The 25,829-nt window shown below is 60.1% G+C and carries 19 protein-coding genes; 7 read left to right on the top strand and 12 right to left on the bottom strand.

The annotated features are described in order from the left end of the window. Position 1: 1 nt before the first annotated feature. From ACCD05_RS04355 to ACCD05_RS04340, 4 genes are read right to left on the bottom strand one after another with little or no spacing between them, the layout of a single operon-like run. Positions 2-712 (bottom strand): acyltransferase, encoded by a 711-nt coding sequence (locus ACCD05_RS04355; protein WP_112949623.1) that lies wholly within the window; start codon positions 710-712, stop codon positions 2-4. Then, positions 702-1,808, bottom strand: a complete 1,107-nt coding sequence (locus tag ACCD05_RS04350) for a DegT/DnrJ/EryC1/StrS family aminotransferase (RefSeq protein WP_112436618.1) — start codon at positions 1,806-1,808, stop codon at positions 702-704. The genes ACCD05_RS04355 and ACCD05_RS04350 overlap by 11 nt, the downstream gene beginning before the upstream one ends. Then, positions 1,805-2,842, bottom strand: coding sequence for a Gfo/Idh/MocA family protein (locus ACCD05_RS04345; RefSeq protein WP_047504687.1), 1,038 nt, complete (start codon positions 2,840-2,842; stop codon positions 1,805-1,807). The genes ACCD05_RS04350 and ACCD05_RS04345 overlap by 4 nt, the downstream gene beginning before the upstream one ends. Continuing rightward, complete coding sequence (locus tag ACCD05_RS04340; RefSeq protein WP_112436617.1) at positions 2,839-3,345, bottom strand: acyltransferase; 507 nt, start codon at positions 3,343-3,345, stop codon at positions 2,839-2,841. The genes ACCD05_RS04345 and ACCD05_RS04340 overlap by 4 nt, the downstream gene beginning before the upstream one ends. A gap of 300 nt (positions 3,346-3,645) precedes the next feature. On the opposite strand from ACCD05_RS04340, the gene ACCD05_RS04335 reads away from it, so the two are divergent. Beyond that, entirely contained in the window at positions 3,646-4,743 is a 1,098-nt protein-coding gene (locus ACCD05_RS04335; protein ID WP_112436616.1) for a glycosyltransferase family 4 protein, read from the top strand. Between the two features lie 52 nt (positions 4,744-4,795). On the opposite strand, the gene ACCD05_RS04330 is transcribed toward ACCD05_RS04335, so the two are convergent. Then, positions 4,796-5,956 (bottom strand): glycosyltransferase family 2 protein, encoded by a 1,161-nt coding sequence (locus ACCD05_RS04330; RefSeq protein WP_112436615.1) that lies wholly within the window; start codon positions 5,954-5,956, stop codon positions 4,796-4,798. A gap of 183 nt (positions 5,957-6,139) precedes the next feature. Between ACCD05_RS04330 and ACCD05_RS04325 the strand changes: the two genes are divergently transcribed. From ACCD05_RS04325 to ACCD05_RS04315, 3 genes are all read left to right on the top strand, one after another. Further along, on the top strand, positions 6,140-7,210 hold the full coding sequence (locus tag ACCD05_RS04325) for a glycosyltransferase family A protein (RefSeq protein ID WP_112436614.1): 1,071 nt from the start codon (positions 6,140-6,142) through the stop codon (positions 7,208-7,210). Positions 7,211-7,824: 614 nt separating this feature from the next. Continuing rightward, complete coding sequence (locus ACCD05_RS04320) at positions 7,825-8,337, top strand: Wzz/FepE/Etk N-terminal domain-containing protein (RefSeq protein WP_112436613.1); 513 nt, start codon at positions 7,825-7,827, stop codon at positions 8,335-8,337. A 111-nt stretch (positions 8,338-8,448) separates the two neighbouring features. Further along, positions 8,449-9,645: a hypothetical protein gene (locus ACCD05_RS04315; RefSeq protein WP_112436612.1), complete on the top strand. Its 1,197-nt coding sequence runs from the start codon at positions 8,449-8,451 to the stop codon at positions 9,643-9,645. 497 nt (positions 9,646-10,142) lie between these two features. On the opposite strand, the gene ACCD05_RS04310 is transcribed toward ACCD05_RS04315, so the two are convergent. Further along, complete coding sequence (locus tag ACCD05_RS04310; RefSeq protein ID WP_413391226.1) at positions 10,143-11,039, bottom strand: WecB/TagA/CpsF family glycosyltransferase; 897 nt, start codon at positions 11,037-11,039, stop codon at positions 10,143-10,145. 138 nt (positions 11,040-11,177) lie between these two features. Between ACCD05_RS04310 and ACCD05_RS04305 the strand changes: the two genes are divergently transcribed. After that, positions 11,178-12,380, top strand: a complete 1,203-nt coding sequence (locus tag ACCD05_RS04305; protein WP_112436610.1) for a glycosyltransferase family 2 protein — start codon at positions 11,178-11,180, stop codon at positions 12,378-12,380. A 530-nt stretch (positions 12,381-12,910) separates the two neighbouring features. Here ACCD05_RS04305 and ACCD05_RS04300 read toward each other — a convergent pair. From ACCD05_RS04300 to ACCD05_RS04275, 6 genes are all read right to left on the bottom strand, one after another. Continuing rightward, positions 12,911-13,852: a glycosyltransferase family 2 protein gene (locus ACCD05_RS04300; RefSeq protein ID WP_112436609.1), complete on the bottom strand. Its 942-nt coding sequence runs from the start codon at positions 13,850-13,852 to the stop codon at positions 12,911-12,913. A gap of 186 nt (positions 13,853-14,038) precedes the next feature. Then, the gene (locus ACCD05_RS04295) at positions 14,039-15,442 is read right to left on the bottom strand and encodes an HlyD family type I secretion periplasmic adaptor subunit (RefSeq protein ID WP_047504668.1); all 1,404 of its coding nucleotides are present in this window, start codon (positions 15,440-15,442) and stop codon (positions 14,039-14,041) included. Further along, on the bottom strand, positions 15,439-17,574 hold the full coding sequence (locus tag ACCD05_RS04290; protein WP_112436608.1) for a peptidase domain-containing ABC transporter: 2,136 nt from the start codon (positions 17,572-17,574) through the stop codon (positions 15,439-15,441). The genes ACCD05_RS04295 and ACCD05_RS04290 overlap by 4 nt, the downstream gene beginning before the upstream one ends. Before the next feature lie 30 nt (positions 17,575-17,604). Then, positions 17,605-17,898 (bottom strand): hypothetical protein, encoded by a 294-nt coding sequence (locus ACCD05_RS04285; protein ID WP_018896722.1) that lies wholly within the window; start codon positions 17,896-17,898, stop codon positions 17,605-17,607. A gap of 34 nt (positions 17,899-17,932) precedes the next feature. After that, the gene (locus tag ACCD05_RS04280) at positions 17,933-19,153 is read right to left on the bottom strand and encodes a CobW family GTP-binding protein (RefSeq protein WP_112436607.1); all 1,221 of its coding nucleotides are present in this window, start codon (positions 19,151-19,153) and stop codon (positions 17,933-17,935) included. A gap of 8 nt (positions 19,154-19,161) precedes the next feature. Beyond that, complete coding sequence (locus ACCD05_RS04275; protein WP_413391222.1) at positions 19,162-23,826, bottom strand: DUF4082 domain-containing protein; 4,665 nt, start codon at positions 23,824-23,826, stop codon at positions 19,162-19,164. A 16-nt stretch (positions 23,827-23,842) separates the two neighbouring features. Here ACCD05_RS04275 and ACCD05_RS04270 point away from each other — a divergent pair, with 16 nt between their 5' ends. Beyond that, positions 23,843-24,379: a hypothetical protein gene (locus ACCD05_RS04270; RefSeq protein ID WP_413391220.1), complete on the top strand. Its 537-nt coding sequence runs from the start codon at positions 23,843-23,845 to the stop codon at positions 24,377-24,379. Positions 24,380-24,737: 358 nt separating this feature from the next. Next, complete coding sequence (locus ACCD05_RS04265; RefSeq protein ID WP_112436605.1) at positions 24,738-25,796, top strand: DNA topoisomerase IB; 1,059 nt, start codon at positions 24,738-24,740, stop codon at positions 25,794-25,796. Positions 25,797-25,829 lie beyond the last annotated feature (33 nt).

Genomic DNA, 25,829 nt, shown 5'->3' with positions numbered 1-25,829 from the left:
ACTACTCCACGCTTTTTACAGTTGAGGGATCGGAGTCTTCGCGCCACCGGATGAATTTCGCCGGTACGCCGGCAACGACCGAGAACGGTTCCACATCCGCCACGACAACAGCGCCGGCGCCAACGATCGCGCCCTTGCCGACGGTAACGCCGGGCAGGATGGTGGCGTTGGTGCCGATATCGGCCCAGGCGCCGATGCGTACCGGCTTGATTTCGAGGTCGGTGCGGATGATCGGCACGTCGACCGGAAGGGCGGTATGGCTGGAGCCAAGAACCTTGGCCCCCGGCCCCCAGCCGACGCATTCCTCAAGGATGAGATTGCGGGCGTCGAAATAGGCCTGCGGGCCGATCCACGTATTGTCGCCGATCTTGCAGGTGCCGTCGAAACGACCCTGGATATAGGCCTGGGCGCCGATGAAGACGCCGTTGCCGATCTCGAAGGTTTCGGGGTGCTTGAACCCGGCGCCGCTGCCGACCTGCAGGCCCGAGCCGCATGAGCGAGTGAAGCTGTTCCAGATCACCTTGCGCATGAAGGCGTCGACGAAGCCGTCGCCATTGGCGAAACGCGCGTAGAGCTCCACCAGCCCCGCCAGCCCATAGGTCTGGCGCAGCTCTTTGGCGAGCTCGCTCTGATAGAGCGGATCCGTAGCGTTTTCCTTCAGGCCATGTACCGATTGGACAAGCCGGACGAGGGAGGCTGGGTCAGCTGACATAGGCGTCCTGCTCCACCGCGGCAACGACCTCTTCTACCTGGCGCATCGTCAGCTCCGGATAGATCGGCAGCGAGAGCACTTCGCGCGCCGCTGCTTCCGAAACCGGGAAATCGCCCACCTGATAGCCGAGATCGGCATGCGCTTCCTGCAGGTGAACCGGCACGGGATAGTGCAAACCTGTATGGATACCTTCGTCGCGCAACGCCTGCTGCAGGTGATCGCGATCAGGGGTGCGCACCGCGTAGACGTGATAGACATGGCGGCGGTCGCTTGCGGCAACCGGCGCTTGGACGCTTCTCGATCCGGCGAGCAGCGCCGAATATCGCGCGGCGCGCGTGCGGCGGGCTTCGGTCCAGTCTTCGAGATGCCTAAGCTTGATCCTGAGGATCGCGCCCTGGATCTCATCCATCCGGTAGTTGTAGCCCTTCATCACGTGGTGATAGCGCTTCTCCTGGCCCCAATCGCGCAGCATGCGCATCGCCTTGGCCTGCTCGTCGTCATTGGTGACGATGATGCCGCCTTCGCCGCAGGCGCCGAGGTTCTTGCCTGGATAGAAGCTGAAGCTGCCTGAAAGCCCGATGCTGCCGGCGCGCTTGCCCTTGTATTCGGCGCCGTGCGCCTGGCATGCGTCCTCGATGATGGGCAGGCCGTATTTGTCGGCGATCGCCTGAATGGCGTCCATATCGGCCATCTGCCCATACAGATGAACCGGAACGATCGCCTTCGTCTTCCGGGTGATTGCAGCTTCCAGCTTCGCAGGGTCCATGGTGAGCGTTACAGGCTCCACATCGACGAAAACCGGCCGGGCGCCCGTGTAGCAGATGGCCGCCGTCGTCGCGACGAAGGTCAGCGATACGGTGACGACCTCGTCCTCAGGCCCGACGCCGGCTGCGAGCAGCGACAGGTGCAGCGCGCTTGTGCCAGTGTTGACGGCGATGGCGTGTTTCGTGCCGCAATAGCGGGCGAATTCCTCTTCGAAGCGCGCGACTTCCTCGCCGAGAACATAGTGGCCGGAGGCAAGTACGCGGAGAACCGCGGCATCGACATCGTCCTTGATCGACGCGTATTGAGCCTTCAGGTCGAGCAACGGGATCATGCTATCAGCCTTGCCTGTTCGAGTTCGATGACACGGCCGCGCTGGGCAAGCGATTGCGTGGCGGCTTCGAGGATGCGCACTACGCGCAGGCCGGCGTGGCCATCGGCAAGCGGCTGCGTGTTGTTGGCGACGCAGTCGACGAACTGCTTCAGTTCGCGGCCGAGCGCTTCCGTCATGTCGAGCTGCGGCGCGTACATGTCGCCGGTGCGGTAACCGACGCGCATCTCGTAGACCTTGTCGCCGTTCTGTTCGGCATTGCCGTTCAGCGTAATGCCCTTGTCGTAAACCTTGATCTTTTCGCTGGGCTCGAGATCGTCATAGACGATCATCTTGTTGCTGCCGCCGATCAACGTGCGCCGCACCTTCACCGGCGCCAGCCAGTTCACGTGGATATGCGCGATCAGCTTGCTTTCGAAAAACAGCGTCAGATAGGCGATATTCTCGGGCTCGCCGGCCACATGTCCCATGCCGGTAGCCGAAACCGCGACCGGCTTTTCCGGCAGCACATAGTCCATGATCGAGAGGTCGTGAACCGCCAGATCCCAGACAACGCTCACGTCGTGCTGGAAGAGGCCGAGATTGACGCGCACGGAGTCGTAATAATAGACGTCGCCGAGACCGGTCTCGATAATCTCCCGCATCTTGCGGACGGCGCCGGTGTGGATGAAGGTGTGATCGACCGCGAGGATCAGACCTCGGCGGTTGGCTTCTTCCACCATGCGCCGCGCCTCTTCCGAGGTCGAAGCCATCGGCTTCTCGACGAACACGTGCTTGCCGGCCATCATAGCCTGCATGGCAAGCTTGTAATGGGCGAACACGGGTGTGGCGATCGCGATCGCGTCGACGCGTGGATCGCGCAGGACCTCGTCGAAATCATCAGTGATCTGGACGGTCGGATAGCGCATCTGCACGGCGCCCAACCGGTCCTTTTTAAGATCGCAGACCCACAGCAGCTGCGCGCCCGGCGTTTCCGCGAAGTTTCGGACCAGATTGGGTCCCCAATAGCCATAACCGACGACGGCAATACCGATCATCGTGCCCTCCCAGATGACAGAATTTCGACTGGAGCGTCCTTGGCGCGGCCAATGACCCGCGCGGGAACGCCTGCTGCAATTGCGTATGCCGGAACATCCTTGGTCACGACCGCGCCGGCGCCGATCTGCGCGCCTTCGCCGATCGTGACGCCGGCGACGATGGTCGCGTTGCTGCCGATCGAGGCATAGCGCTTGACGAGCGTCGGGACGACCGCCCAATCGGCGTCCGACTGAAGCGAGCCATCGAGATTGACGGCACGCGGCTGGAGATCGTTGGTGAACATCACGCCATGGCCGATGAAGACGCCGTCTTCGATCGTCACACCCTCGCAGACGAAGGAATGGCTGGAGATCTTGCAGTTTTCGCCGATCAACGCGCCCTTCTGGATTTCGACGAAGGTGCCGACCCGAGAGCCCGAGCCGATCGAACAACCATAGAGATTTACAAGATCCGGGTGATGAATGACGACGTCGTCACCCAGCTTTACACTCGAAGCAATCATACTTGAGACCCCACGCCCGACATCGCTGATCGATAATTGTCGTCGATCACCTTTGTGTACTCGTGAGGTCTAAGGAATAGATTTTTCGCCAGTCAGTAAAGAATAACAAATGTTGTATTGGTGTCGCCTAAAGGCGTATATGTTCTCAATATTATCTTCGTCGTAAAGTAATTACTTTACAGAATTGAATATCGGCATCCGTTGAAATTATATGTCGGTACGGTGTCTCGCCAGCGTTTGAGCAAGCCCGGAATTGGCATTGTCTTACGTGCATTGATGTCTTGGTTCGGGAGTATGTCCATGAGTATGCGGAACCAGAACGCGATCGATTTTTCGACACGCCTCTCCGTTGCCTTGAAGTCCGTCGTCACCGCCTACCGGGAAAAGAGAGATCGGTTGCGGGTCAATGCCGGTGCGGAGCATACCACCAAGCCGACGGTCTTCTTTCTAACGCCAGACCATCAAGCGCCAGCAGGAGGAATCCAGGTCATCTACCGCCACGTCGATATACTCAATAGCGCGGGTATTAATGCATGCGTCCTGCATCAGCGGCGCGGATTTCGGTGTACCTGGTTCGAGAACGAGACGCCGGTCTGTTATATCGACGACACGCGCGTGCTACGCGGAGACGTCCTGGTTCTGCCCGAGATAAACGTCAGTGTGGCCAGTAGTCTGCCATCGGGTGTCCGTTATGTGGTCTTCAACCAGAACACTCATCTGACTTGGAAGAACGACAATGAGGCGGTGCGAAGTGCCTACCGGGCCTCCGTGGATTTTGTCGGGGCGCTGACTGTGTCAAAGCACAATAGCGACATGCTGCAATACGCTTTTCCCGAAATCGAGGTGTCCCGCATTCATTTGGGGATCGATCCCGAGACCTTTTATCCCGCGAGCTCATCACGGTCTAAGCGCATCGCCTATATGCCGCGGCGCGGGCTGGATGATGCCAAGCAGGTCCTGCGATTGCTTGAGAGGCGTAGCGCGCTCGACGGCTGGGAGATAGTCGCGCTGAGCGGCCTGTCACATCAGCAAGTGGCCGAGGAACTGAGCCGCACCCGTATTTTCCTCGCGTTCACTCGTCAGGAGGGATTTGGTCTGCCCGCAGCCGAAGCGATGGCATGCGGATGCTATGTGATCGGCAACGACGGCTTTGCCGGCAGCGAATTTTTTAAGGACGAGTTTGCCTCATCCGTCGCAGCCGGTGATGTTCTGGGGTTTGCGGAGACCGTTGAGCGTATTGTTGAACACGAAGCGGCCGAACCGGGCTGGTGCGAGCTACGCGGCAGCCGTGCGTCACGTTTCATACATGCGGAATATGGCCTGAAGCGCGAGCGTGACGAGGTCGTCTCGGCCTACACGTCGTTCCTCGGTATTCAAAAGGAACGTGCTCTCGCCTGAAGGGCCGGTTTAATATTGTGCAACGCCGCTTCTAACCGAGCAGAAGCGCGCTTTACCACTCGCCTGTTCGATGCCATTTCCAGCGCGAGTAACGTCCTGAGATGCCCCGAGCGACACGCTCGATGATGCATCGAAGGTCTCTACGTGTGCCCTTTGCGCCCAGCACCATCCGCCGCTCGAGACTGCGCCAATCGGGCAAGGCTTTGACGTCGGCAACCATTGCCGTTGCTATCTCACGTAACTTTGCTATTTCCGAGGCGTCGAGGTAGCCGCAGTCGTAGCGGTTGATCGCAAGCTTCACGGCACCCGACGCAACGGCAAGTCGAGCCTTTCCACGGAACGCGTCAGCCTGCGGGATCTGGCCTGCAATTCCCGAAAATAATGTCTCGAATGCGTCCCTTCGCTCCATGACATCGCGAAGAGGATCCACCTCCATCGCTGAGAGGCTTTTCGGGTGCTCGCGGTGCCAAGCCTGATCCGCGCCTTTGATGTAGGCGACATCACAGAATGCCGCCATCCGCAACCACATCTCCATATCGTGCGTGTGCGCCAGAGGCATCTGCCCGCCAACGATATCGACCACCGCGCGGCGCATCAGGACTTCCGGAGAGGTAATAACGTTCGTGCCGGTCCTGCAGCGGGTTTCGAGCCAATCGCGCCCGGGCCACACGGTCCAAGATGTCGGCTGGTCGCGATGAGCTTTGCGCAGGGGATCTGTAAAATGGATCGGATGGCCATAGACCAAGCCGACGCTTGGGAACCGTTGCATGACTGCTACCGAACGCAGAAGCGATCCCGGCGTCAGAAGGTCATCTGCATCGAGACGAACGAGATACTCGCCTTCCGCCACGGCGAGGCCGTCATTAAAGGTCTTTACGGCCCCGTAATTGATCTCGTGTGCGATAACGGTAATACGAGGATTTGCGGCCGCAAGCTTTCTTGCAACTTCCAAGCTGTTGTCGCTCGACCGGTCGTCGACCACAATGACATCGACTACGACGCCTGCTTGTGACAGGGCGCTGTTGACTGCTTCGGGCAAGTACCGTGCGTAATTGTAGCAAGGGATAACGACACTAACCGTTGCCAGCCGCGTCGCCGGTCGCACCTGTGCGCGCAATTTGCGCTGGATCGACGCCTTTGCTTGCGCCTCGGACGCTGGCACGATTGGGCCCTGCAAACTCGCCTCGCCGGACTTCCTAATGCCAAATTGCATGCGACAACCTCAATAGTAATATTTCCGCAATATAGAGCGTGATACTGAGAAGATACAGATTATCTTTTTGTTTAGCTTGGATATTGCCGCCGTACGTCCAATGGGCATGGGGGGTATATTGTGTTGGATAATGCAAAGTTTACAATGTAAATCCGATATATCAAAAACCAGAGCGAATTTATCATGGTTTCAGTCCAGGTACTCATCCCTTGCTACAACTACGCAAAGTATCTCGAGCGATCGGTTCACAGCGCGCTCAGTCAACCGGGTGTCGACGTCAATGTTCTGGTGATCGACGATTGTTCGCCCGACGATACGCCCGATGTTTGCCGTCGGTTGACGGCGCAAGATTCGCGCGTGAGAACCATACGCCACGAAACCAACATGGGTCACATCGCGACCTACAACGAAGGTATTGCGCAGATCAGGGGCGACTACTTTGTCTTGCTTTCGGCCGATGATCTCCTAGCGCCGGGAGCCCTGTCGCGTGCAACGGCACTGATGGAAGCAAATCCCAGCGTCGGCATGACATACGGCCATGTCGTGAGCTTCGATGGGAACGAGCCTCCCCAGGCGCGCCTGGTGTCGCCGGGAACGTCGGTATGGTCGGGGACGGAGTGGATCCGGAAGGTATGCAGGGCGGGAAAGAATTTTGTCGTTTGCCCCGAAGCCGTGGTGCGCGCCAGTGTCCAGACGCGCATTGGCGGCTATGATCCGAAGCTTCCACATTCCGGTGACATGGAGATGTGGTTGAGGATTGCCTCCATTTCCGACATCGGTCACGTCGCCGGGGCGGATCAGGCCTATTACCGGGTTCATCCCCAAAGCATGCAGCGGACCATCCACTCGGGGTTCCTGTTCGACCTCGTCGGCCGGCGTGAGGCATTTCGATCCGCATTCGCAAAGGAGGGCGCCTCGTTGCCTGGCCGCGATAAACTCCACCTGCTGGCAAAGCGCTCCCTTGCCCTGACCGCTATTCAGCACGCCCGCATGCTATGCGATTTTCCCAACGAAGATACGGTTACGGCGAGCGAGTATCGCGATTTTGCCGTTTCTATCTTTCCACCGATTGTCAATACCGGTCGCTATCGGTCACTTCTGGCCAGTGAGCGACAGGACAAGGGTGCGCTGTCCAATGTGATGTCTCAGTGCAAGGCGAAATTGCGCAGGTTCGCTCACGAGGAGATACTGAACCGGGTCGAGTATCGTTGGGCGAGGCGCACGGGCGTCTACATTCCTCGCTACTATCTTTAAGGTGATTTCAGCGCCATAGAAATTATGCCGCCGGACTGCGCGGCAAAGCCTATTCCGTGAATGGCGGAAGACCACGGGGACCCAAATACAATAGAGCAAAAGTCCGACATTCGCCATGCTAGCAGGCCGGCACGCACCCGCCTTCTGCCGCACGATCGCAAATGAGACCAGGGTCTGTCAGCCGAACGTGACAAGCCGTCTACAACAGACAGGTTGTGCACCACCAGCTTATGGGCGGTTTCCCCCTTGACCTGCAACTGAACAGCCGTGCCTCGGCCAGTCGGCGAATCGTGATCAGCATGCGCTTGTCGGCCTAAACGGCATTCCAGTGCCCCTCGTAGTCGTGGCTGCAAGCAATAGAAATCATGTTTACCAGCGCTTTCCGCCATCCCTTCACGCACCCTTAAACTGTTCGCGCTCGCAGGATCACAAGTATCCCACCAGTGCACGCGCATGCCTGAAGGCAAAATTCGTAAATTGGAACAAAATTACCCAAATGTATTAGAACGGTTTCACGCACTTAACCTATCGATGAGATACCATTTGCTTGAGAGAAGAATAATATAGAAGCGGATGGGTGCGTCATCGGCTTGTGGGGCTTAGGTTATCTCATAATGAACGCCATTGATTTGAATTTTTATCTGTCATTTCTCATTCTGAGATGGTCACATGTGCTGATTATCATCTGCCTGTACGCGGCGACATTAATCGTCGTCGCGCTGCTGATGCCGCACCAATATCAGTCGATGGCAACGATTCTCGTAGAAGCGCCCCAGAGCCCGTCGGAGGTGGCCAGGTCTGCGGTGCCGACCAGCGCGCTGCAGCAGCTGCAGATTGTCCAGCAGCAGATAACCACCCGCCAGAACCTCGTCGAGCTGGCAGACAAGCTTGATATCCATGGTGGAGAGCGAGCACAACTGGCCGCGGACAAACTCGTGCGGGAAATGCAGTCTCGTATCAACTTCCTGGAATCGCCGCTGAGCAGGGGCGGCATGGGTGGTGCGACGCTTATCAGCGTTTTCTTCGATGCGGAGACACCTGCCCTCGCGGCCCAAGGCGCCAATGAGGTCGGATCTCTGAGAGAAGTGGTTTGGCGTGACGAAGGCTCTTTCGCCGTTGCTGCGTAGCATCGAATTTTCCGTTGTTTTGGTCCGACATACAGTGCGGCTGAGACATTTTCCGCGACCGGTGCGACTTGCGACGTCGCCCGCCCGACTTGAGAGAAAATGAGGTACTAAATGAATGAGACAAAACGACGTAACGTTCTAAAGGCAGTAGCTTCGTTGCCGCTGGCAAACCTCGGCTTGTGGATGAGCGGCATGAACGCCGTTCATGCAGCAGCAGAGCGCTCTCTGCTTCCCGGACCGCGCTTCTTTGTGCGCGGAGTTTACCAGCAGCCGGTTGAAAAGATGGCGCACTGGAAAGCCCTCGGCGTGAACACCATCTTCACGATGAACGGTGGCGCGGACCAAGCAGAATGGACGAGAGAGGCGGTAAAATACGGGCTATACATGGTCCGAGAGCCAGCCGGCTTCGATGGCGACTACGTGCTCACAGACGCCGCGGCATTCAAAGAAGACATTGCTAACCCCTATTTTCTGGCGGTTGCCATGGTTGATGAGCCGTCCAATTTGAAAGAGGGCGGCCAAGGGATCACCTATGAGGATGTCTCGGTGACGCCCGCTAAAGTCGACACCATTGCGCGGGTCTTGTCCAGTGGCGGGAAACCCTTGTGGATCAATCATGTCGGAAACCACGTCAACAACATCTATCTAGAAAAGATCATGTCTGACTACGCCGATAGTCCATACATCGATTGGCTGGGACACGACTCTTATCCGATCGCCAGCGGAAACGATCTCGTCATCGATATCGATGACTATGCTTCAACACAGCAGGGCCACGCGATTGACCGGCTGTCGCGATGGAGCGGTGGCCGTCCGCAGTTTTCGTTCATCGGACTGACTAAATACGATGCGTCATCGCCGGGGCGGGAAACAACGCCGGCGGAATTCCGAGCGCAGGCGTGGTCCTCCATCATTCACGGCGCGGTCGGTATTATCTATTTTCCGTTCATGTTCTCCCCGGAGTTTTCGTACGATGCGACGCCGGAAGAACTGCAGAAGGAGCTGTTGGCGTTTCACTTGGAGATCGATCATATCGAAGACATTCTTGTCGACAAGGTGAAAGGCGGCAGGCGGCCCTACACGCTGCTCAAGTCTGTCCGGACGACGGAAAAACAGCCGGACGGCGCCCTGCCCTTCCCATTTGAAGCATCTGCGATACCGACTAACTCTGGTGAATACAGGATTATCCAGAACCTGTCGCCGGAACCGGCCGAGCTCACTTATGAAGTGTGGGGACTGGATCAGGTCAAGTTCCAGCCATACGAATGCAAACGAGGTTTTACGGTAGCGGATCTTACCAAGAGTTGACTTGTTGTTGCCTTTTCAGATTGATCTCACTGGTCGCTACCTGTCGGACCGGTGGTCCGGATCCGGATTGCGTCTGCGCCGATGCGTTGGATCGTCATGTCGGCGCTACGGTCGCCGCTGACGAGCTTGGACCAGCGAATGGCGAGCTAGAAGGCCTCAGAAGCTTCCGGTCGGGCCGACATAGCGACCGGCATATCTGCTGTCGGTCGCGGTCAACTGAGCCGACGGCGTGGGAGGCGACAAGCAGACCGCGGCATTTGCCGGTCACCGACATCTCATTGCCATTGGCGCCCTATTGAAAGCTGCAATCCAGGTTGATCGGAGACGCGGTCCCCACCACCTGGAAGCAGTGCCCGCAGATGCCATTCGGGACCAATTCGGCCAAATTGCCCAAAGCCGCTCATCGACGACAGCGCTGCTTCAAGGTCTTGGGCTGACGCATATGAACCGATGGCGGCTAGGCGCCGCCGGTTTCGCTCTCTCGCCGAGCGAGCCGTCTACCGGCGCAGATGACGGCGGGTGAAGAGTTCCTTGGCGAACAATTGCAACAGCGGACCAACGGCGAAAACATATCGTCGCCACAGCCGTCTGGGATCCGATGCGAGCCGGTGCGCCCACTCCAGCCCCAGCTGGCGCATCCAGATCGGCGCCCGCTCCTTGGCCCCGAGAAGAAACTCCAGCGATGCGCCGATGCACAGGCCCACACCGCATGCCTCCGGCCGCTGGGCAAGCGCATAGGCAATCTTTTCGGACTGGGGCGATCCGATTGCAATGAAGACAAAGCGTGCCGGCTCCGCGGCCACGAAATCCACGCAGGCTTGCAAGCCGGCGGGGTCTTTCAGGACATTTGGAGGAGGAACGAAGCTTCGGAAACGGACGCCGGGAAACATTGTTTCCATCTGCTCCGCGACCATCGAATTGGCCGCGATCAGGGTAATGCGATCGCCCGACCGGATTACCGTCTTGAAGATACGTGCCGTCAGATCCGATCCCGTGACGAGCGGCAAGTCGAGCGCCACGGCGTGCGACAGCGTCGAGATCGGCTTGCTGTCGCAGAGCGACATCCAGGCATCATCATAATACGGCGCAAGCAACCGATCGCCGTTGAGGCGGACGACATGATCGACATTCGGCGTCACGATATAGCGAAAGCGATCCAGAGATTCACTGTTCCTCACGAGATCGACCGCCGCATCCTGCGCAATCGTATCGAACGGTGCGCCGAGAAAATAATGGCGCGTCCGGCTTGTCGGCGGAGCAGTCCCCGGAGAATGAACTTCCAGTAGCGGCATCTGCCCCTCTCTTGTGCGCAGGCAAGCGTCGGCGCGGCGCGACGCAGCAAAAACGTCTATTCTCTTCAATCTCCAAGGTAATTTATCGGCGAATTCGAGCAATTGACCGAAGTTCAGCAATTGGATGTATTTATTTCCGCGCGATTTAATCCGTCTCATCAGAAGGGACTACAGTCTAGCGATGGGATAAATAATCATTGCTGTGGTAATAATTTTAAATTCCGCACAAACGGAGAGGCGATGCTTTTGATATACATGATAGCGCTTCTGTTGCTCACGGTGGCTGGCATTGCCTGTCTCGTGCTTGTGGCCATCTTCGCAATCGAATGCATTGCTGGCGTCTGGCCTTCTGGCCGGCGCCCCGAACGGGCGCTATCCATTCGACCTGCAATTGCCGTTCTGATACCGGCCCATAACGAAGCGCTTGGGATTGCCGCGACGCTGAGGAGCATCGGCGAGCAGATTCACGGTGGCGACCGGATCGTCGTTGTGGCCGACAATTGCGATGACGAGACGGCGGCGATTGCCCGCAGTTTTGGAGCAGAGGTGATCGAGCGGCGCGATGCCGTCAATCGCGGCAAGGGCCACGCGCTGGCTGCGGGCGTTGCGCATCTGCGGCAGGCGCCGCCGGCGATCGTCGTCTTCATCGACGCGGACTGCCAGATTGCAAACGGTACGCTGGATGCGCTCGCCGCCGATGTCATCGCGTTCGAACGCCCGGTGCAAGCGCGCAACCTGCAGGTGGCGCAACCGGGCGCGAGCATAGGCCTGGCGATCGGCGAGTTCGCCTTCCGTATCAAGAACCATGTCCGGCCACTCGGAATGAGCAGGCTTGGTCTACCATGCCTGATGACGGGGACCGGCATGGCGCTGCCATGGAACCTCGTGGAACAGGCGAACCTTGCAACAGGGCACCTCGTGGAAGACATGAAGTTCGCGCTCGAGTTGGCGCAGAAGGGCGCGCCACCGCGTTTCTGCGAGCGGGCCCTGGTGACAAGCCTTTTCCCAACCTCCACGGAAGCCGTGGAAACGCAGCGGCGTCGCTGGGAAGGGGGGCACCTGGCAATGATGCGCTTCGCAGTCGGCGCGCTTTCCCGTCCGAGCGCATGGCGCAGCGCGGCCTACTGCGCCCTCCTTCTTGACGTGCTCGTGCCGCCGCTGACACTGCTTGCTGCGGCCGTTGCTTTCATGACATTGGTCGCCGCATGCGCGGCCATCCTGAGCGTCGGCCTGCTGCCGCTGACAATTGCAGTGGCCGCCGCTTTGCTGTTTCTACTGGCAATCGGCCTCAGCTGGGCGGCATTCGCGACCGAGCTTTTGCCGCCGAGGCAGCTCGTCAGGCTGCCTGCCTATGCCATCGCGAAACTATACAAATATCCCAGGATGCTGCTTTCATCCGGCCGCCACGAATGGGTGAGGACCGATCGTTCGCGCCCGCAATGAAGACTGACACCGTCCAGGCAGGTCGCAGCGCTCGAACCACGGCACAGCCATTGCGGAAGAGGCGCTCTGCCGCCAGGCTCATTGTCCAAGGACGATACGTGTCGCCTCAGGGGTGCGGAATTCGTACCATCAGATCTCGCCCATCGAACCTTCGCTATAGACATGACATTGGACTTCTGGCGCCTTGGCAAGCCGGCTGCGGATGCGCCTTTTGCGCCGGCGCCATGGCGCCTGCCGGTCTTCGAAGTCCGATCAAGTATCTGCAAGTCGCTCACGATAGATCGGGGATGCTCGCCCATTGACATTATAATGCGCGGAATACTCGCCGGCGAACGAACTGGAGCGAATCCAACACTTTGCGTTTGGGGCCTGGACGCCGCTCTCGGTTGTCGTCGCGATCAGTCTGTTTCTCCAGCTTGCCGCTGATTTCCTGCACGTTGGACAACGCGCGCGCGAGACATGGAGCGGCCCGCCTGCATCCAGCGCGAGACCGCAGGAATGCACAGTCGGCGATCAGCCCGTCTAATCCATCAGCTCCTGAGCAGCATGAAATCCGCACCCTTGAGCAGCGGTCGCAAGGAATTCGAGAAGGCTGCGCGGTGTGATGGATTACGCCAGCAGCGTAGCGCCTCACCGGTGGCAACGGCGGCGCGGAACACCAATGTTGCTAGAGTGCCGTGGTGCAGGGCATAATAACGGATACGATTGGCGGTCTGAAGCGCAAAAAGCTTGGGATTTCGACCGCTGCCTCCACCGGCGTGCATGACCTTGGCGCGCGGCTCGTAAAGAACACCGAACCTGGCCTCCCGCACGCGCCGGAGAAAATCGACTTCCTCGCTATACAGGAAGAAAGACTCATCCCATTGACCGACTGCCTTGCGGGCCTTCGCCGATACGAGGAGTGCCGAACCCGTCGCCCAATCGACCAGACCGGACCTATCATAGGAACTGGCTTTGGTTATCGTCTCTCCCAGGCCGAGTCGCCCCGCGATGCCACCACCCAAAAGCGCGTCCGCCCAAGCCGTCATGATAGACGGTTCCCGCCTTAGGCTTGGATCGACATGCCCCTCTTCGCTATAGTTCGTGGGCACAACGACACCCACGGAGGGGTCGGAAAGTCGCTCGAGCAGCGGCATTGCCGCGCCGGGATAGAGACGCAAATCAGGATTGAGGACGAGAATGGCGCGATCGCCGTCCACGGTCGCGACGGCGGCGTTGATTGCCGCAGCATAACCCGCATTGCGCCCCATGCGGATCACTCTCGGGCCGGCGAGATGCGCTTCAGCCAACTCTGCCGATCCGTCATGAGAGGCGTTATCCGCGATCACGATCTCAAAATCGTCCACCCCTTCCAAGCCGGGGGGGATCGAATCGAGAAGCGGAAGCAGAGCGTCGGCACTGTTGTACGTCACGATCACCACAGCCAAACTTGTCTGGCCGTCTTGCCGATCTCGCTGTGTTTTGCCTGACATGCGTTTCTTCCTCACCCATCTATTGTCTTGTGTCGACGTCCGCTCGTATCCCCAACCATCCGGCGATCCCGTCGTGATATTCGGCGCCCGTTCTTTTATTTAGTCATCACGAGCCGCTGGAAGGTAGTTAAACAAAAGTACAATTTAGCCGTAAGGCTGACGCGCGGTTCACCCGATGCCGCCGCCTCAAGGCTCCCGGATCGCTGTGTCCAAGCCCTTCAGCAGCGGATACAGGAAATACGAGATTACCGTCCGCTGTCCGACCATGATCTCGGCCGAGACCGCCATGCCCGGAAGAAGCCGCACAGGGTCCTTGTCTGTTCCAAGGCTCTTGTCGGCGAGCAGAACGCGGGCCTTGAAGAAGGGCTGGTTGGATTGTGTGGCGGCGGCGTCTTGTTGGGTGGGGGTGAAGGTGTCGCGGCTGATCGTTCGGACGGTGCCTGATGCCGTGCCGTACTTCTGGAACGGATAGGCGTCGAACTTGATGCGTGCCTTTGTGTCCGTTTCGATCCTGCCGATGTCGCGCGAATTGACGGAGACCTCGGCTTCGAGCGGGACATTCAGGGGAACCAGCGTCACGATCGGCTCGGCCTCCTTGACGACGGAGCCAACGGAGCGCTGGGCGAGATCGAGCACCACGGCATCCGCCGGCGCGGTCAAGACGACCATGTTGCGGCGCAGTTCCATCTTCTTCAGCTCTTCGCCAGCGGTGTCGCGCTGGCTTCTGAGATCGACGAGCTGCTCCATCGACGCGCGACGGAAGTCCTCGATGAAGGCTTGGCGGTCGGCTTCGAGCTTCGCATAGGCGTGCTCGGCTTCATCGGCGCGACCCTTGACCATTGACAGGCTTGCCTCGACATCAAGCCGGGCGTCGCGGGAGGCGAGCAGCGTGATCAGCGATCCGCTTTCGCGGTCATAGAGACGTTCGCGGGTGGCTTCGATCCGCGAAAGGTTTTCGCGGCGATCGACCAGAACGGCCTGTTGCGCCTTGCTGGCGGCAATCGTCGAGGCCTGGCCGGCGAGCTGTTGCTGGAAGTTCTGGAGCTGCGCCGTGTAGAACGCGCGGCGCTGCCCGAAGAGCTGTGCCTGCAAGATCTCGTTTTGCGTGGCGCCGGCGATCGACGAGTAATCGACGCCGGAGAGTTCCGCTTCGATGCGCTTCACCTGAGCGTCGAGCGCGGCGAACTTCGCGGTCAGTTGATCCACGTCCGCCTGGCTGAAGGTCGCGTCCAGCGTTGCCAGCGTCTGGCCGGTATGCACGAGATCGCCGGCCTTCACGTTGATCGTTCTAACGATCGAGGTTTCGAGCGGCTGGACGACGATCGTCGGCTGCGTGGTCACGAGCTTGCCGGGTGCAATCACCACCTCATCGATCGAAGAGACCGAGGCCCATATGATCGCCGAGACGATCAGCGCGGTGACGCAGTAGAGCGTCATGCGGGCGACACGTGGCGGAGCTCGCTCCTCGAGCTCGACGGCATCCGATTGGAACTCGGAGATGACGGGCGAGAACCCGCCGCGCGAGGCCAGCTGATTGTCGTGTGGTCCGACGGGAACGGGAAGGTTTGGCTTTCCAGCGTGCGCGTTCATGCTACCTGCCTCATCTGCTGCGACCAAAGGTGACGATAGGTCATGCAGCGCGTGACCAGCTGATCGTGGCGGCCGATATCAGCGATCTTGCCGCGTTCGACCACGAGAATGGCGTCAGCGTCGACAAGCGTGGAGAGACGGTGCGACACGATGATCACCGTCCGTCCGGCCGCGATCTGGCTCAAGTTTTGTCGGATGATCGCCTCGCTATCAGGGTCGAGCGCGCTGGTCGCCTCGTCGAAGATCAGCAACTTGGGATCGGTGATCAGCGCGCGGGCGATCGCCAGCCGCTGTTTCTGTCCACCGGAAAGGTTGGAGGCGTTCTCCTCAAGTATCGTCTCGAAGCCGCGCGGCAGGCGCTCGATGAACTCCTCGGCGCCGGCGATGCGCGCGACTTCGACGATCTCCTCGATGCTGGCATCGGGCTTTGCGGCCGCGATGTTCTCGCGAACGGTGCCCTTGAACAGGAAGTTGTCCTGCAGCACGACGCCGATGCTGGTTCTGAGATGCACGAGGTCGATCTCGCGGCTGTCATAGCCGTCGACGCGCACCAGGCCTTGCTGGCTCTGGTACAGACCCTGGATCAGCCGGGTGATCGTCGTCTTGCCGGAACCGCTCTTGCCGACGACGCCGAAAACGGACCCCTCCGGAATGCTGAAGGTGACGTCGTCGAGCGCCGGCGCGCCATCAGGCGCATAGCGGAAGGTCACCTTGTCGAAATCGATGCGTCCGCGAAGCTGCGGACGAATGCCGCGGCCGCGGCCGAACTGTTCCGGACGCTGGTTCATGATCTCGCCGAGCATGCGAACGGAGAGCGCGACTTCCTGGTACTCATGCACCATGGTGACGATCTGCACCAGCGGTCCGGAGACGCGGCCGGCCAGCATGTTGAAGGCGACGAGCGCACCGACCGTCATCGAGCCGTTGAAGACGTCGAGCGCGCCGAGCCCGATGATTGCCACGCCCATCAGCTTTTCCAGAAGACCGGTAAGCGACTGGGCAACGGTCGAGATCTTGTCGACGCGGAAGCGCACCGAGATCGCCTGCGCGGAATGGTCGTCCCAAACCTTGCGCTGGCGCGGCTCGAGCGCGAGCGACTTGACGGTGCGCATGCCGTGCACGGTCTCGACTAGAAGTGCCTGTCGATCTCCTTCAGCCTTGTAGAGCGCCTGCAGGCGCCGCTGGAACGGGCCGACCAGCAGCATCACCACGAGACCGACGAGAGCGGCGAAGCCGAGGACAACGAAGGTGAGCTTGACGCTATAGAGAAGCAGGATCGGGATAAAGACCAGCAGCGACAGCCCGTCGAGAAGCGTCAGAAACAGGCGACCGGTCAGGAATTCGCGAATGCGCCCTGTCTGCTGCATGTGCTTGACGATGACGCCGGCGGAGGCCTGCTCGAAGAGCGCGATCGGAAGATTGAGCAGGTGGCCGAAGGTGCGGGTGGCGATGCGGATATCGATCCGGTTCGTCGCGTAAAGCAGCAGATAGCGCCTGAGGAAGCTGAAGGTCGCGTCGAAGATCAGGGCGACGGCGATGCCGATCGTCAGCACCGTCAGCGTGGCATAGCTTTGGTGCACCAGCACCTTGTCGATGACCAGCTGGAAGAACATCGGCGTCGTCAGCCCGAGGCCGTAGAGTACGAAGGCGGCGAGCGCGACATCGCGGAAGAAGCTGCGCTGCTTGATGACCTCTGGAATGAACCAGCGGAAGCCGAACGGCTGGTCGTCGTCGCTCATGCGGTGGCTGCGCTTCATCAGCAAGACCGAGCCACGCCAGGACTTGGTGAACTGCTCTTCGTTGAGCAGTATGAATTCGGGTCGGGTCGCCAAGGGGTCCAGCACGCGAACCTGCTTTTCCTCGCCATCGACCGCGCCGGCCACCACCACCCAGTTGCCGTTCTCAAGCTCGGCAAGAATGGGATAGGCGTTGCCCAGCTGGAAGAGCGATGGCCAGGTCAGCGTCAAATGCTTGGCCTTCAGCCCGGAGTCTTTTGCCATGCGCAGAAGCTGGCGCACGGCGACAGGTTCCTCGCCCACGGCATAGTCATGCTGCAGGCGCTCAGGCGAGAGATCGACGCCGTGGTGACGCGCGACGAGAGCGAGACAGTGGAGATTGGTGTGCAAAAACATACGCGTGGCCCACCCGGATACCGATAGCGTTTAGTTGAAATTCGGAGAAGCGTTCTGCGACTGAGCCGCATCCGCCGCTGGAGCCTGCATGTCGCTGATGCGGCGAACGGCACCCGCCTCGACGAGGCCGCCGAGCGCCTTCTGCATCAGATCCACCGCGTTCGCGAATGCCTCGACCGGCATGATGATGCGCTGGCGGAATTCAGGCTTCGGGTTGTTGCTGGCATCGCGTTCGGTCGCCGAAAGCGACATCAGGTCGATCCTGACGATCGATCCGGTTACCGTGATTTCGCCGATGCCATCGGAATAAAGTTCGCTGCTCATTGTGTTCCCTCTGGTTTGGTTGTTTCAGAAAGTGTCACGCATGGCCGTGCTGCCATGCTGGAAAGGGATCGTGCATGCCCTGTGCCAAGTGCTGGTCGAAGTTGGTCTCGTTGCCGACAAGGCAGTCGTCGAGCGCCGCGCAGACGGCCTCCTGATCAAGCCCCGCGCCGATGAAGACGAGCTCCTGCCGGCGGTCGCCCCAGGTCTCGTTCCAGTGCTTGTCCAGCAGCTGCCGGAATTGCGGGTAGCGTGGCCATTGCGCCTTCGGCACCGTCGCCCACCAGTAGCCCCTGGCGGTGATCTGGCGCTGAACGCCGGCGATCGACAGCTGGCCGATCTCCGACGGCCGTGTCGCGAGCCAGAAATGGCCCTTCGCGCGGATCAGGCCGGGCCATTCCATGGCCAGAAAACGCTCCAGCTTCACCGGATCGAACGGCCGGCGCGCGCGATAGACGAAACTTGAAATGCCATATTCCTCCGTCTCCGGAACATGGTCGCCCCAACCGTAGAGCTCCTTGTGCCACAGCGGATGGCGGGCGGACTTGGCTTCGCTGAAGAGGCGCGTATCGAGGATCGAGCCGAGGGGCAGGTCACCGAAATCCGTCTCGACCACGCGGGCATCCGGGTTCAGCGACGCCACGATCTGCCGGATCATCAGGCGCGTTGCCGCATCGACCTCCGAGATCTTGTTGATCACGATCACGTCTGCGAATTCGATCTGGTCGACTAGAAGGTCAATCAGCGAGCGGTTGTCTTCGTCGTCGCGCACTTCGCCACGATCGCTGAGAAAATCGGTGCTCGAAAAATCAGCCAGGAGATTGGCCGCATCGACAACCGATACCATCGTGTCCAGCCGGGCGATATCGCAGAGTGCTGCGCCGTTCTCGTCGCGAAACGAGAAGGTGGCGGCGATCGGCAGCGGCTCGGCAATGCCGGTTCCCTCGATCAGCAGGTAGTCGAAGCGTCCCTCGGCGGCGAGCCGGCGGACCTCCGTCAACAAGTCGTCGCGCAGCGTGCAGCAGATGCAGCCATTGCTGAGCTCCACCAGTGTCTCGTTGGTGCGCGAGAGGTTGGCGTCGCCGCCACGAACGAGATCGGCGTCGATGTTGACCTCGCTCATGTCGTTGACGATGACCGCCACGCGGCGTCCCTCGCGATTGCGCAGGACATGATTGAGCAGGGTGGTTTTGCCGGCGCCGAGGAAGCCCGCCAAAACCGTGACCGGAAGCCTGTTTTCGTTCGCGCCCCGTTCCATGTTGATCCCTAAGCCGCCAGTTGGGGCCGGAAGGCCACGTCGACATAGTAGTTGGTGTTGTTGTAGGTGCTGGTCGGGAACAGCCCGGCCGCGCCGTAGGCATAGACGCCGTTGCCGCCGCTCAGAGCAGATGACATTGCCTCGAGATTACCGTTGGATACGCTGTTGTCGAAGTAGTTGGCGGTCGCCGAATAGTTTCCGTTGGTGCTGTAGGAAACAACGTAAGTCGTGTTCGCGGAGACCGCCACCTGGTTCAATAGCGTGACGGATTGCCAGCCGCTGGCGCTTTCATTGGTGAAGGTCGCGCTGGCAAGCAGATCGCCGGTCGCGGTCCAGAGATAACCGGTGTGCGTGCCGGTGTTCGTGGCGCCCTTGTAGAAGCTGATGCCGGTGATCCAGCCTGCAGCGTCTGCCTGGAACTTCATCCCGAGATTGACGGGCGAATTGTCGTTCACAGACACAACCGTCGGCGTCGCGTTTGCGGCAAAGACGCTTTGTGTGGGTGTCGTCGATTGCGGATTGACGGTCAACGACACCTGCGCCGACGCCGTTCCGCCTGCTCCGTCTGAAATCGCGTAAGAGAAGCTCGCCGAACCCGAATAGCCTGCCGTCGGGGTGAACGTGATGGCGTTCGTCTGGCTGTTGAAGGTGACGGTGCCGTTCACGGCGTTGCTGACGGTGGTAACAGACAGCGTGTTGCCATCGGCATCCGTGTCGTTGGCAAGCAGCGCCGATGCCTGGATCGTCAAAGCGGCGCCTGTCGTCGTTTGGAAGCCTGTGTCGTTCACCGCGACCGGCGCTGTGTTCGCCACGGCCTGTGCACTGCTCTGGTAGACCACGTCGACCCAATAGTTGGTCGCGTTGTAGCTAGCAGTTGGGAAGAGGCTTGTGGAGCCATAGGCATAAACGCCGTTGCTGCCGCTTGGCGCCGTCAGCCCGCCATTCGAATAGTCGGCGGTGAAATAGTTCGGCGTGGCGGCGTAGTAGCCGTTCGAATGGTAGCTGGCGACGTAGGTAGTGCCTGCGGTGATGGTGATCGGTGCATTGAGCGTGACCGTCTGCCATCCGCTTGCCGTCTCGTTGGTGAAGACTGCGGAGGCGAGGAGGGCGCCCGTGCTGCTCCAGAGCGCGCCGACATGGGTGCCGGTGTCTTGAGCGCTCTTGTAATAGCGAATAGCCGTGATTTGTCCGCCGGCGGACGCAACGAACCTGACGCCGAGTTCGACCGAACTTGGGTCGCTATCGGCCGCGATGGTCGGCGTTTGAGACGAGGAGAACAGGCTTGATGTCGTTGGTGGAGTGGTTGGCTGGCTGACCGTCAGGTTGACCTGCGCCGACGCCGTGCCGCCACGCCCGTCCGAGATCGTGTAGGTGAAGCTTGCGGCGCCGACATAGCCGCTCGCCGCGGTAAAGATGACGGAATTCGTCTGACTATTGAAGGTAGCGGTACCGTTCGTCGCCCCGCTCACGCCCGTTATCGAAAGCGCATCCCCATCCGCGTCCGTATCGTTTGCAAGAAGCGTCGCCGCGGCAATCGATAGAGCCGTGTTTGAATAGGCTTGGAGCCCGTTGTCGTTTGCCGCGACCGGTGCCGTATTGCTGACCGTCGACTGGTTGAAGACGATATCGACCCAGTAGTTCGACGCTTGGTAGCTTGAGGTCGGGAAAAGCGGGTTCGCACCGTAGGCATAGAGGCCATTGCCGCCGCTTGCGGCACTCGAAAGCCCCGTCAGCACACCGTTTGTGTGGTCGGTCGCGAGGTAATTGGTGGTTGCGACGTAGGAGCCGGTCGTATGATAGGATGCGATATAGGTGACGCCGGCGGTAATCTGGATCGCGCTGCCGAACGTCGCGGTTTGCCAGCCGCTCAGCGATTCATTGGTGAAGGTTACGGTTCCCACCAGCTGCCCGTCCGCGGTCCAGATGGATCCTGTATGGGCGCCCGTGTCACCGTCGGCCTTGTAGAAGCTGATACCTGTTATAGTGCCACTGGCCGACGAGACGAACTTCATCCCGAGTTCCACCGGCATCGCGTCGTGAATTGCCGAACCGGTCGGTCCTTCGCCAGCGGTAAACAGCCCGACCCCTGCCGGAGCCTCCTGAACCGTCAGGCTGACATTGCCTTGGCTGGTGCCATTGCGTCCGTCCGATAGCGTGTAGCTAAATGTCGCGGGGCCGCTGTATCCAGCGGTCGGTGTGAAAGTCACCGTACCGGCCTGGGTGTTCAAGGACACCGTCCCGTTCACGGCATTCCCGACAGCGGTTATCGTCAGAGCATCGCCATTCGCATCCGTGTCGTTCGCGACGAGTGCCGCGATGGAGACGGTAAGCGCATCGTTGCGCCCGATCGTGAAGCCGCCGTCGTCATGCGCGACTGGGGCGGTGTTGGCACCAGCGTCAAATACGACGTCTACCCAGTAGTTCGAGCCGCCGGGGCTGAGGTTCGGGAAGACGGAACTGGGGCTGTAGGCAAAGACGCCGCCGCCGTCGACGGTCTTCAACAGTCCGCTGCTGTACGTCGATCCGAAATAGTTCTCGGTGACTGAGAAGTAGCCGTTGCTGTGGTAAGAGGCGGTATATGTCGTTCCCGCCGTGATCTGCACGGGGCTCGAGAACATGACGGTCTGCCAGCCCGAGAGCGATTCATTCGTGGAAATGCCTGTTGCGAGCAGCGTTCCGTCAGCGTTCCAGAGGCTGACGACATGTTCGCCGACATTGTAGAAGCCCTTGTAGAAGCGGATGCCCTGAACGAAACCGCCTGTGGTCGACTGAAAGCGGACGCCCAGCTCGACAGGATCACGGTCGATAGCCGTTTCGGTCGTCGGCTTCGATACAAGCGTCCAGAGACCTTGCGTCTGCGGCAGCGACACGGTTACCTGGGTGCCGGCCGATGGCGTCTCCAGATTGACGCTGTCATCGACCGCGCGCGACATGATCGTGTAACTGCCGCTTGCCTGGACAACCCAGTTGTAGCTCCAGTTTTCGCGGCCGGTCGCCTTGAACCAGTGCTGCCCGCCGTCGGTCGAGACCTCGACCCCGGCGATGATGCCGCCGCCGAAATCGATCGCGGTTCCGGTCACGGTGACATGCTGACCTTCGAGGAAGCTGCCGCCGAGCGTCGGCGACGTGATCGTCGACGTCGGTTTGAGGGTGTCGGTCGATTGCGTGGCGAGAACCAGGCTGGCGTCCAGCGTCGTCGGCTGGATGCCCATGTCGGCGAACATGTTGACCATGGCCTGTTGGACATTCGGATCGGTCGGCGTGGCCGGACCCTCATGGTCGGCATTGAGGCCCCATGACCAGAAGACCGTTCCGGCGCCGAAGACCAGCGCGCCGCTTTCGGCGCGATACATGGTCAGGCTGTGCGTCGCGATGGCGCTGCCGACGGTCGTTCCGTAGTCCCGCAGATACGTGTCCACGGACACGCTGGAGAGAGACAGGTTGATCAGGCCGGCCGGCCGGAAGCCGTTCTCTACATCGGAGTCCCACTCGTAGCCGAGAAGGTTCTGCACCAGGCTGTAGGTTTCACCCGGCTGCAGGTTGGCGACATCGGTGTTTCGCCAGAAACGCAGGTTCGAATAGTCGTAAGGGATGGTGATCGTGTCCTGCCGGTAGCTGTCCACGGTGAACATCGTGCCCGTCAGCGAATTTTCCGGTTCCTGGCCCGGATCGGCATAGCGCGGATCGCGCCAGGTGCCGGTGCCGATATTGCTCGGATCGCTGCTGGTTCCCCAGGTCTCCTTGTAGCAGACCATCGTGCGATAAGGCGTGCCGTTGCCGTCGATGCTGGTTTCCCAACGGATCTTCCAATAGACCTCGTTGCCGCTCCAGAAGGCCAGGTTGACGCCGTTGTCGCGCGCCGCTTCCACGTTGGCGCGCTGCTCGGCCGACCAATATTCGTCGTGGCCGACGGAGAGGAAGGCATCGTGGTTCAGGAGCAGGCTGCCGCTTCGTGCGGAATCGACGCCTGAGATGTAGGAGACGTCGTAGCCGTTCTGCTCCAGCCAGGAGATGGCCGAGGCTTCGACGCCAAAGATGTAATCGTGAGTGCCGCCGATTGGGCTGGTATTGGTGATGATCGGACGGTTGTAGCTGACGGCGGAGGCACGGCCGATCGCGGTCAGGCCACAGCTGCAGTTCGGCGGCAGATAACCGATCATGTCGGCCGGATCGACCGGGACTTCGCCGTAATAAAGGCTGGCGCCGCCCCATGCGTTATAGGCCTGCCACGTCGTGTCCGATGTCTGGAAGACGATGTCGCTGGTCGATGCGTCGTCCCGCACGATAAACGGAATGATGCCCGCGTCCTCGACGCCATCCTCGCGCACAAGCTTGGCGAAGTAGACGCCCGAGACGGCGTCCGCTGGGATCTCCCAGCTGGCCGATACCGACCAGTTGCCACAGTCGATCAGCCCCAGCGACATATCGACGATCGGGTGCGGTTGAATCTGCGCCGTCGTCAGCGATTTGTCGATAGAAGCGACCTTGCGGGCGCCATCGCCTCCATAATAGCCCATGCGATAGATATCGATGCGGTAATGCGTCGAATCCGTTGCGATCTTGAAGTCGACGGTCTGGCCGATGTTGGTGCTGATTTCTGTCGCAAAGCCCTGAATGGTGCCGTTGCCGTCTCCATCGAGCGTCCACTCGCTGCGCGCTGTGCCCTGCTGCATGTTCTCGAGGGCGATCTTGTTCGGAGTGGCGGCAACCGCTGCGGCCGCCGGCGCTACCAGCGCGGTTGCCGTCGCGCTGGGCTCGCTCGCGCTCTCCGCCGACGCCACGGCCGTCGATGCCGCTGCCGCCGAAGCGACCCGCAGGGTCGCTGAAACGGCGGCGGTTGCAGCGTCAATGGACGAGGGTGCGTCGACCGATGACGCACTGGTGCTACTGTCCGGAAGAACGATGCTGGTGCTTGCTGTTACCGGGCGAGGGGTGATCGGCGCCGCGTCGACCGGCAAGACCGTCCGCGGCTCCGTCGTCGAGGCCGTGGTCGTGGGGGTGTCGATCAGCGCTGCGGTTTGCGAAACCGAGGTTGACGCGGCATCGCTGGCAGAACTGAATACGGCTGCCGTGCTGGTCGCGGCAACACCTGCTGACACTTGGAAAGCCGCGGCCGCTGTGCTCGGCTGGCCGCTGGTGTCATCGGAAGCGGTTGGCGCGGCGCCAATGCTCCAGTTCTGGGCTGCGGTATACACTGCCGTGGCGCCACCGAACGCACTGAGATAGCTGTTATTACGACCGCGTATTTTAATCATCTGCCACCCATCCCCAAATGAGTGGCCATGGTGCCATTTTTCGCGTTGCAGGAAACGACGGCAATCAGTGGTACGCAGAAAAGCGGTTTGTACTTCGTTTTGATTACTTAGTGGGAAGTGTTATATCTGGATTTTATTTGAATATCTGTGCCGATGTGTTTGCGTTGCTTCGCATATAACGATTTGAAAATCGCCGCCGCGGGCATTCAGCCGCCATCGAACAATGCGAATAGTGGCCAGATGCATCACCCGAAAGGAGCGGCGACAATCCACCCAACCCTTTGAACTTGCGGCGGGAACTGAATCCTCTGTCACGGTGTTTCTGCGACATGGACCAAGCGATCAATCAACCGGAAATCACTGTCGCAGCCTTGGCGTCGTCTCGACTGGTTTACACCACGGATATCGAGAGCGGCATCACGCGCAAGGCGGGAAAAAATGGCTTTCTCTATTATGCTCCCGATGGGCGTAGGATCACGGATAGCGCGGAAATTGCGCGGCTGAACGCACTGGCGATCCCGCCCGCTTATGTCGACGTCCGCATATCGCCCAATCCTCTCTCGCACCTGCAGGCGATCGGCATCGATGCGCGCGGACGCAGGCAGTATCGCTATCATCCGGAATGGCATTTAGAGCGCGCACGCGCCAAGTTCGACCAATTATTGGAGTTCGGAGAACGCCTGCCGGATATACGCCAGCGTGTCGATGCCGATCTGCGGGGCCGCGCGCCGACGATGGAAAAGGCCTTGGCCACCATCGTCTGGATGCTCGACAACCTCTATATCCGCATCGGAAATGCCGCATATGCAGAGGATAACGGTTCTTTCGGCCTGACGACCCTGCGGCGGCGGCACGTCAAGATCGACGGCTCCAAGGTCAAATTCCGCTTCAAGGGAAAGTCCGGGAAGGAGTGGAATCTGGTGCATACGGACCGGCGCATTGCGCGTGTTGTCCGCAGCCTGCAGGAATTGCCGGGGCAGCAATTGTTTCAGTATGTCTGCGAGGACGGGACCCGCCGGCAAATATCGTCGCAGGACGTCAACGAGTACATCCGGGAGGTATCGGGCGCCGAGTTCAGCTCCCGCCAGTTTCGGACATGGGGCGCGACCTGTGCGGCCGTCACTGCCTTCACGCCTTTGGAAGTCGCCGCCACCGAGGCCGCAATCGCGCGACAGATGAACGAAGTGATCGACGCCATTGCGGCCATGCTCGTCAATACGCGCGCGGTCTGTCGCTCGTCCTATATCCATCCCGCCGTGTTCGATGAATTCAAGGCCGGCAGATTGGGCCAGTTGCTGCGCACGAGACCAACGCGAAGCAAGCGGCTCTTGAAGTGGATGGATGCGGAAGAGGCCCGTGTGCTGGGGTGGCTGAAGTCGGTGTCTTGAACCGACGCGCTTTCGGGTTGATGGACTGCCCAG

The organism is Rhizobium sp. Rhizsp42 (genome assembly GCF_047304155.1).
Classification (GTDB): Bacteria; Pseudomonadota; Alphaproteobacteria; order Rhizobiales; family Rhizobiaceae; genus Rhizobium.
Note: the sequence above shows the minus strand (reverse complement) of the source record. Positions and strands in the feature narration are given on the sequence as shown.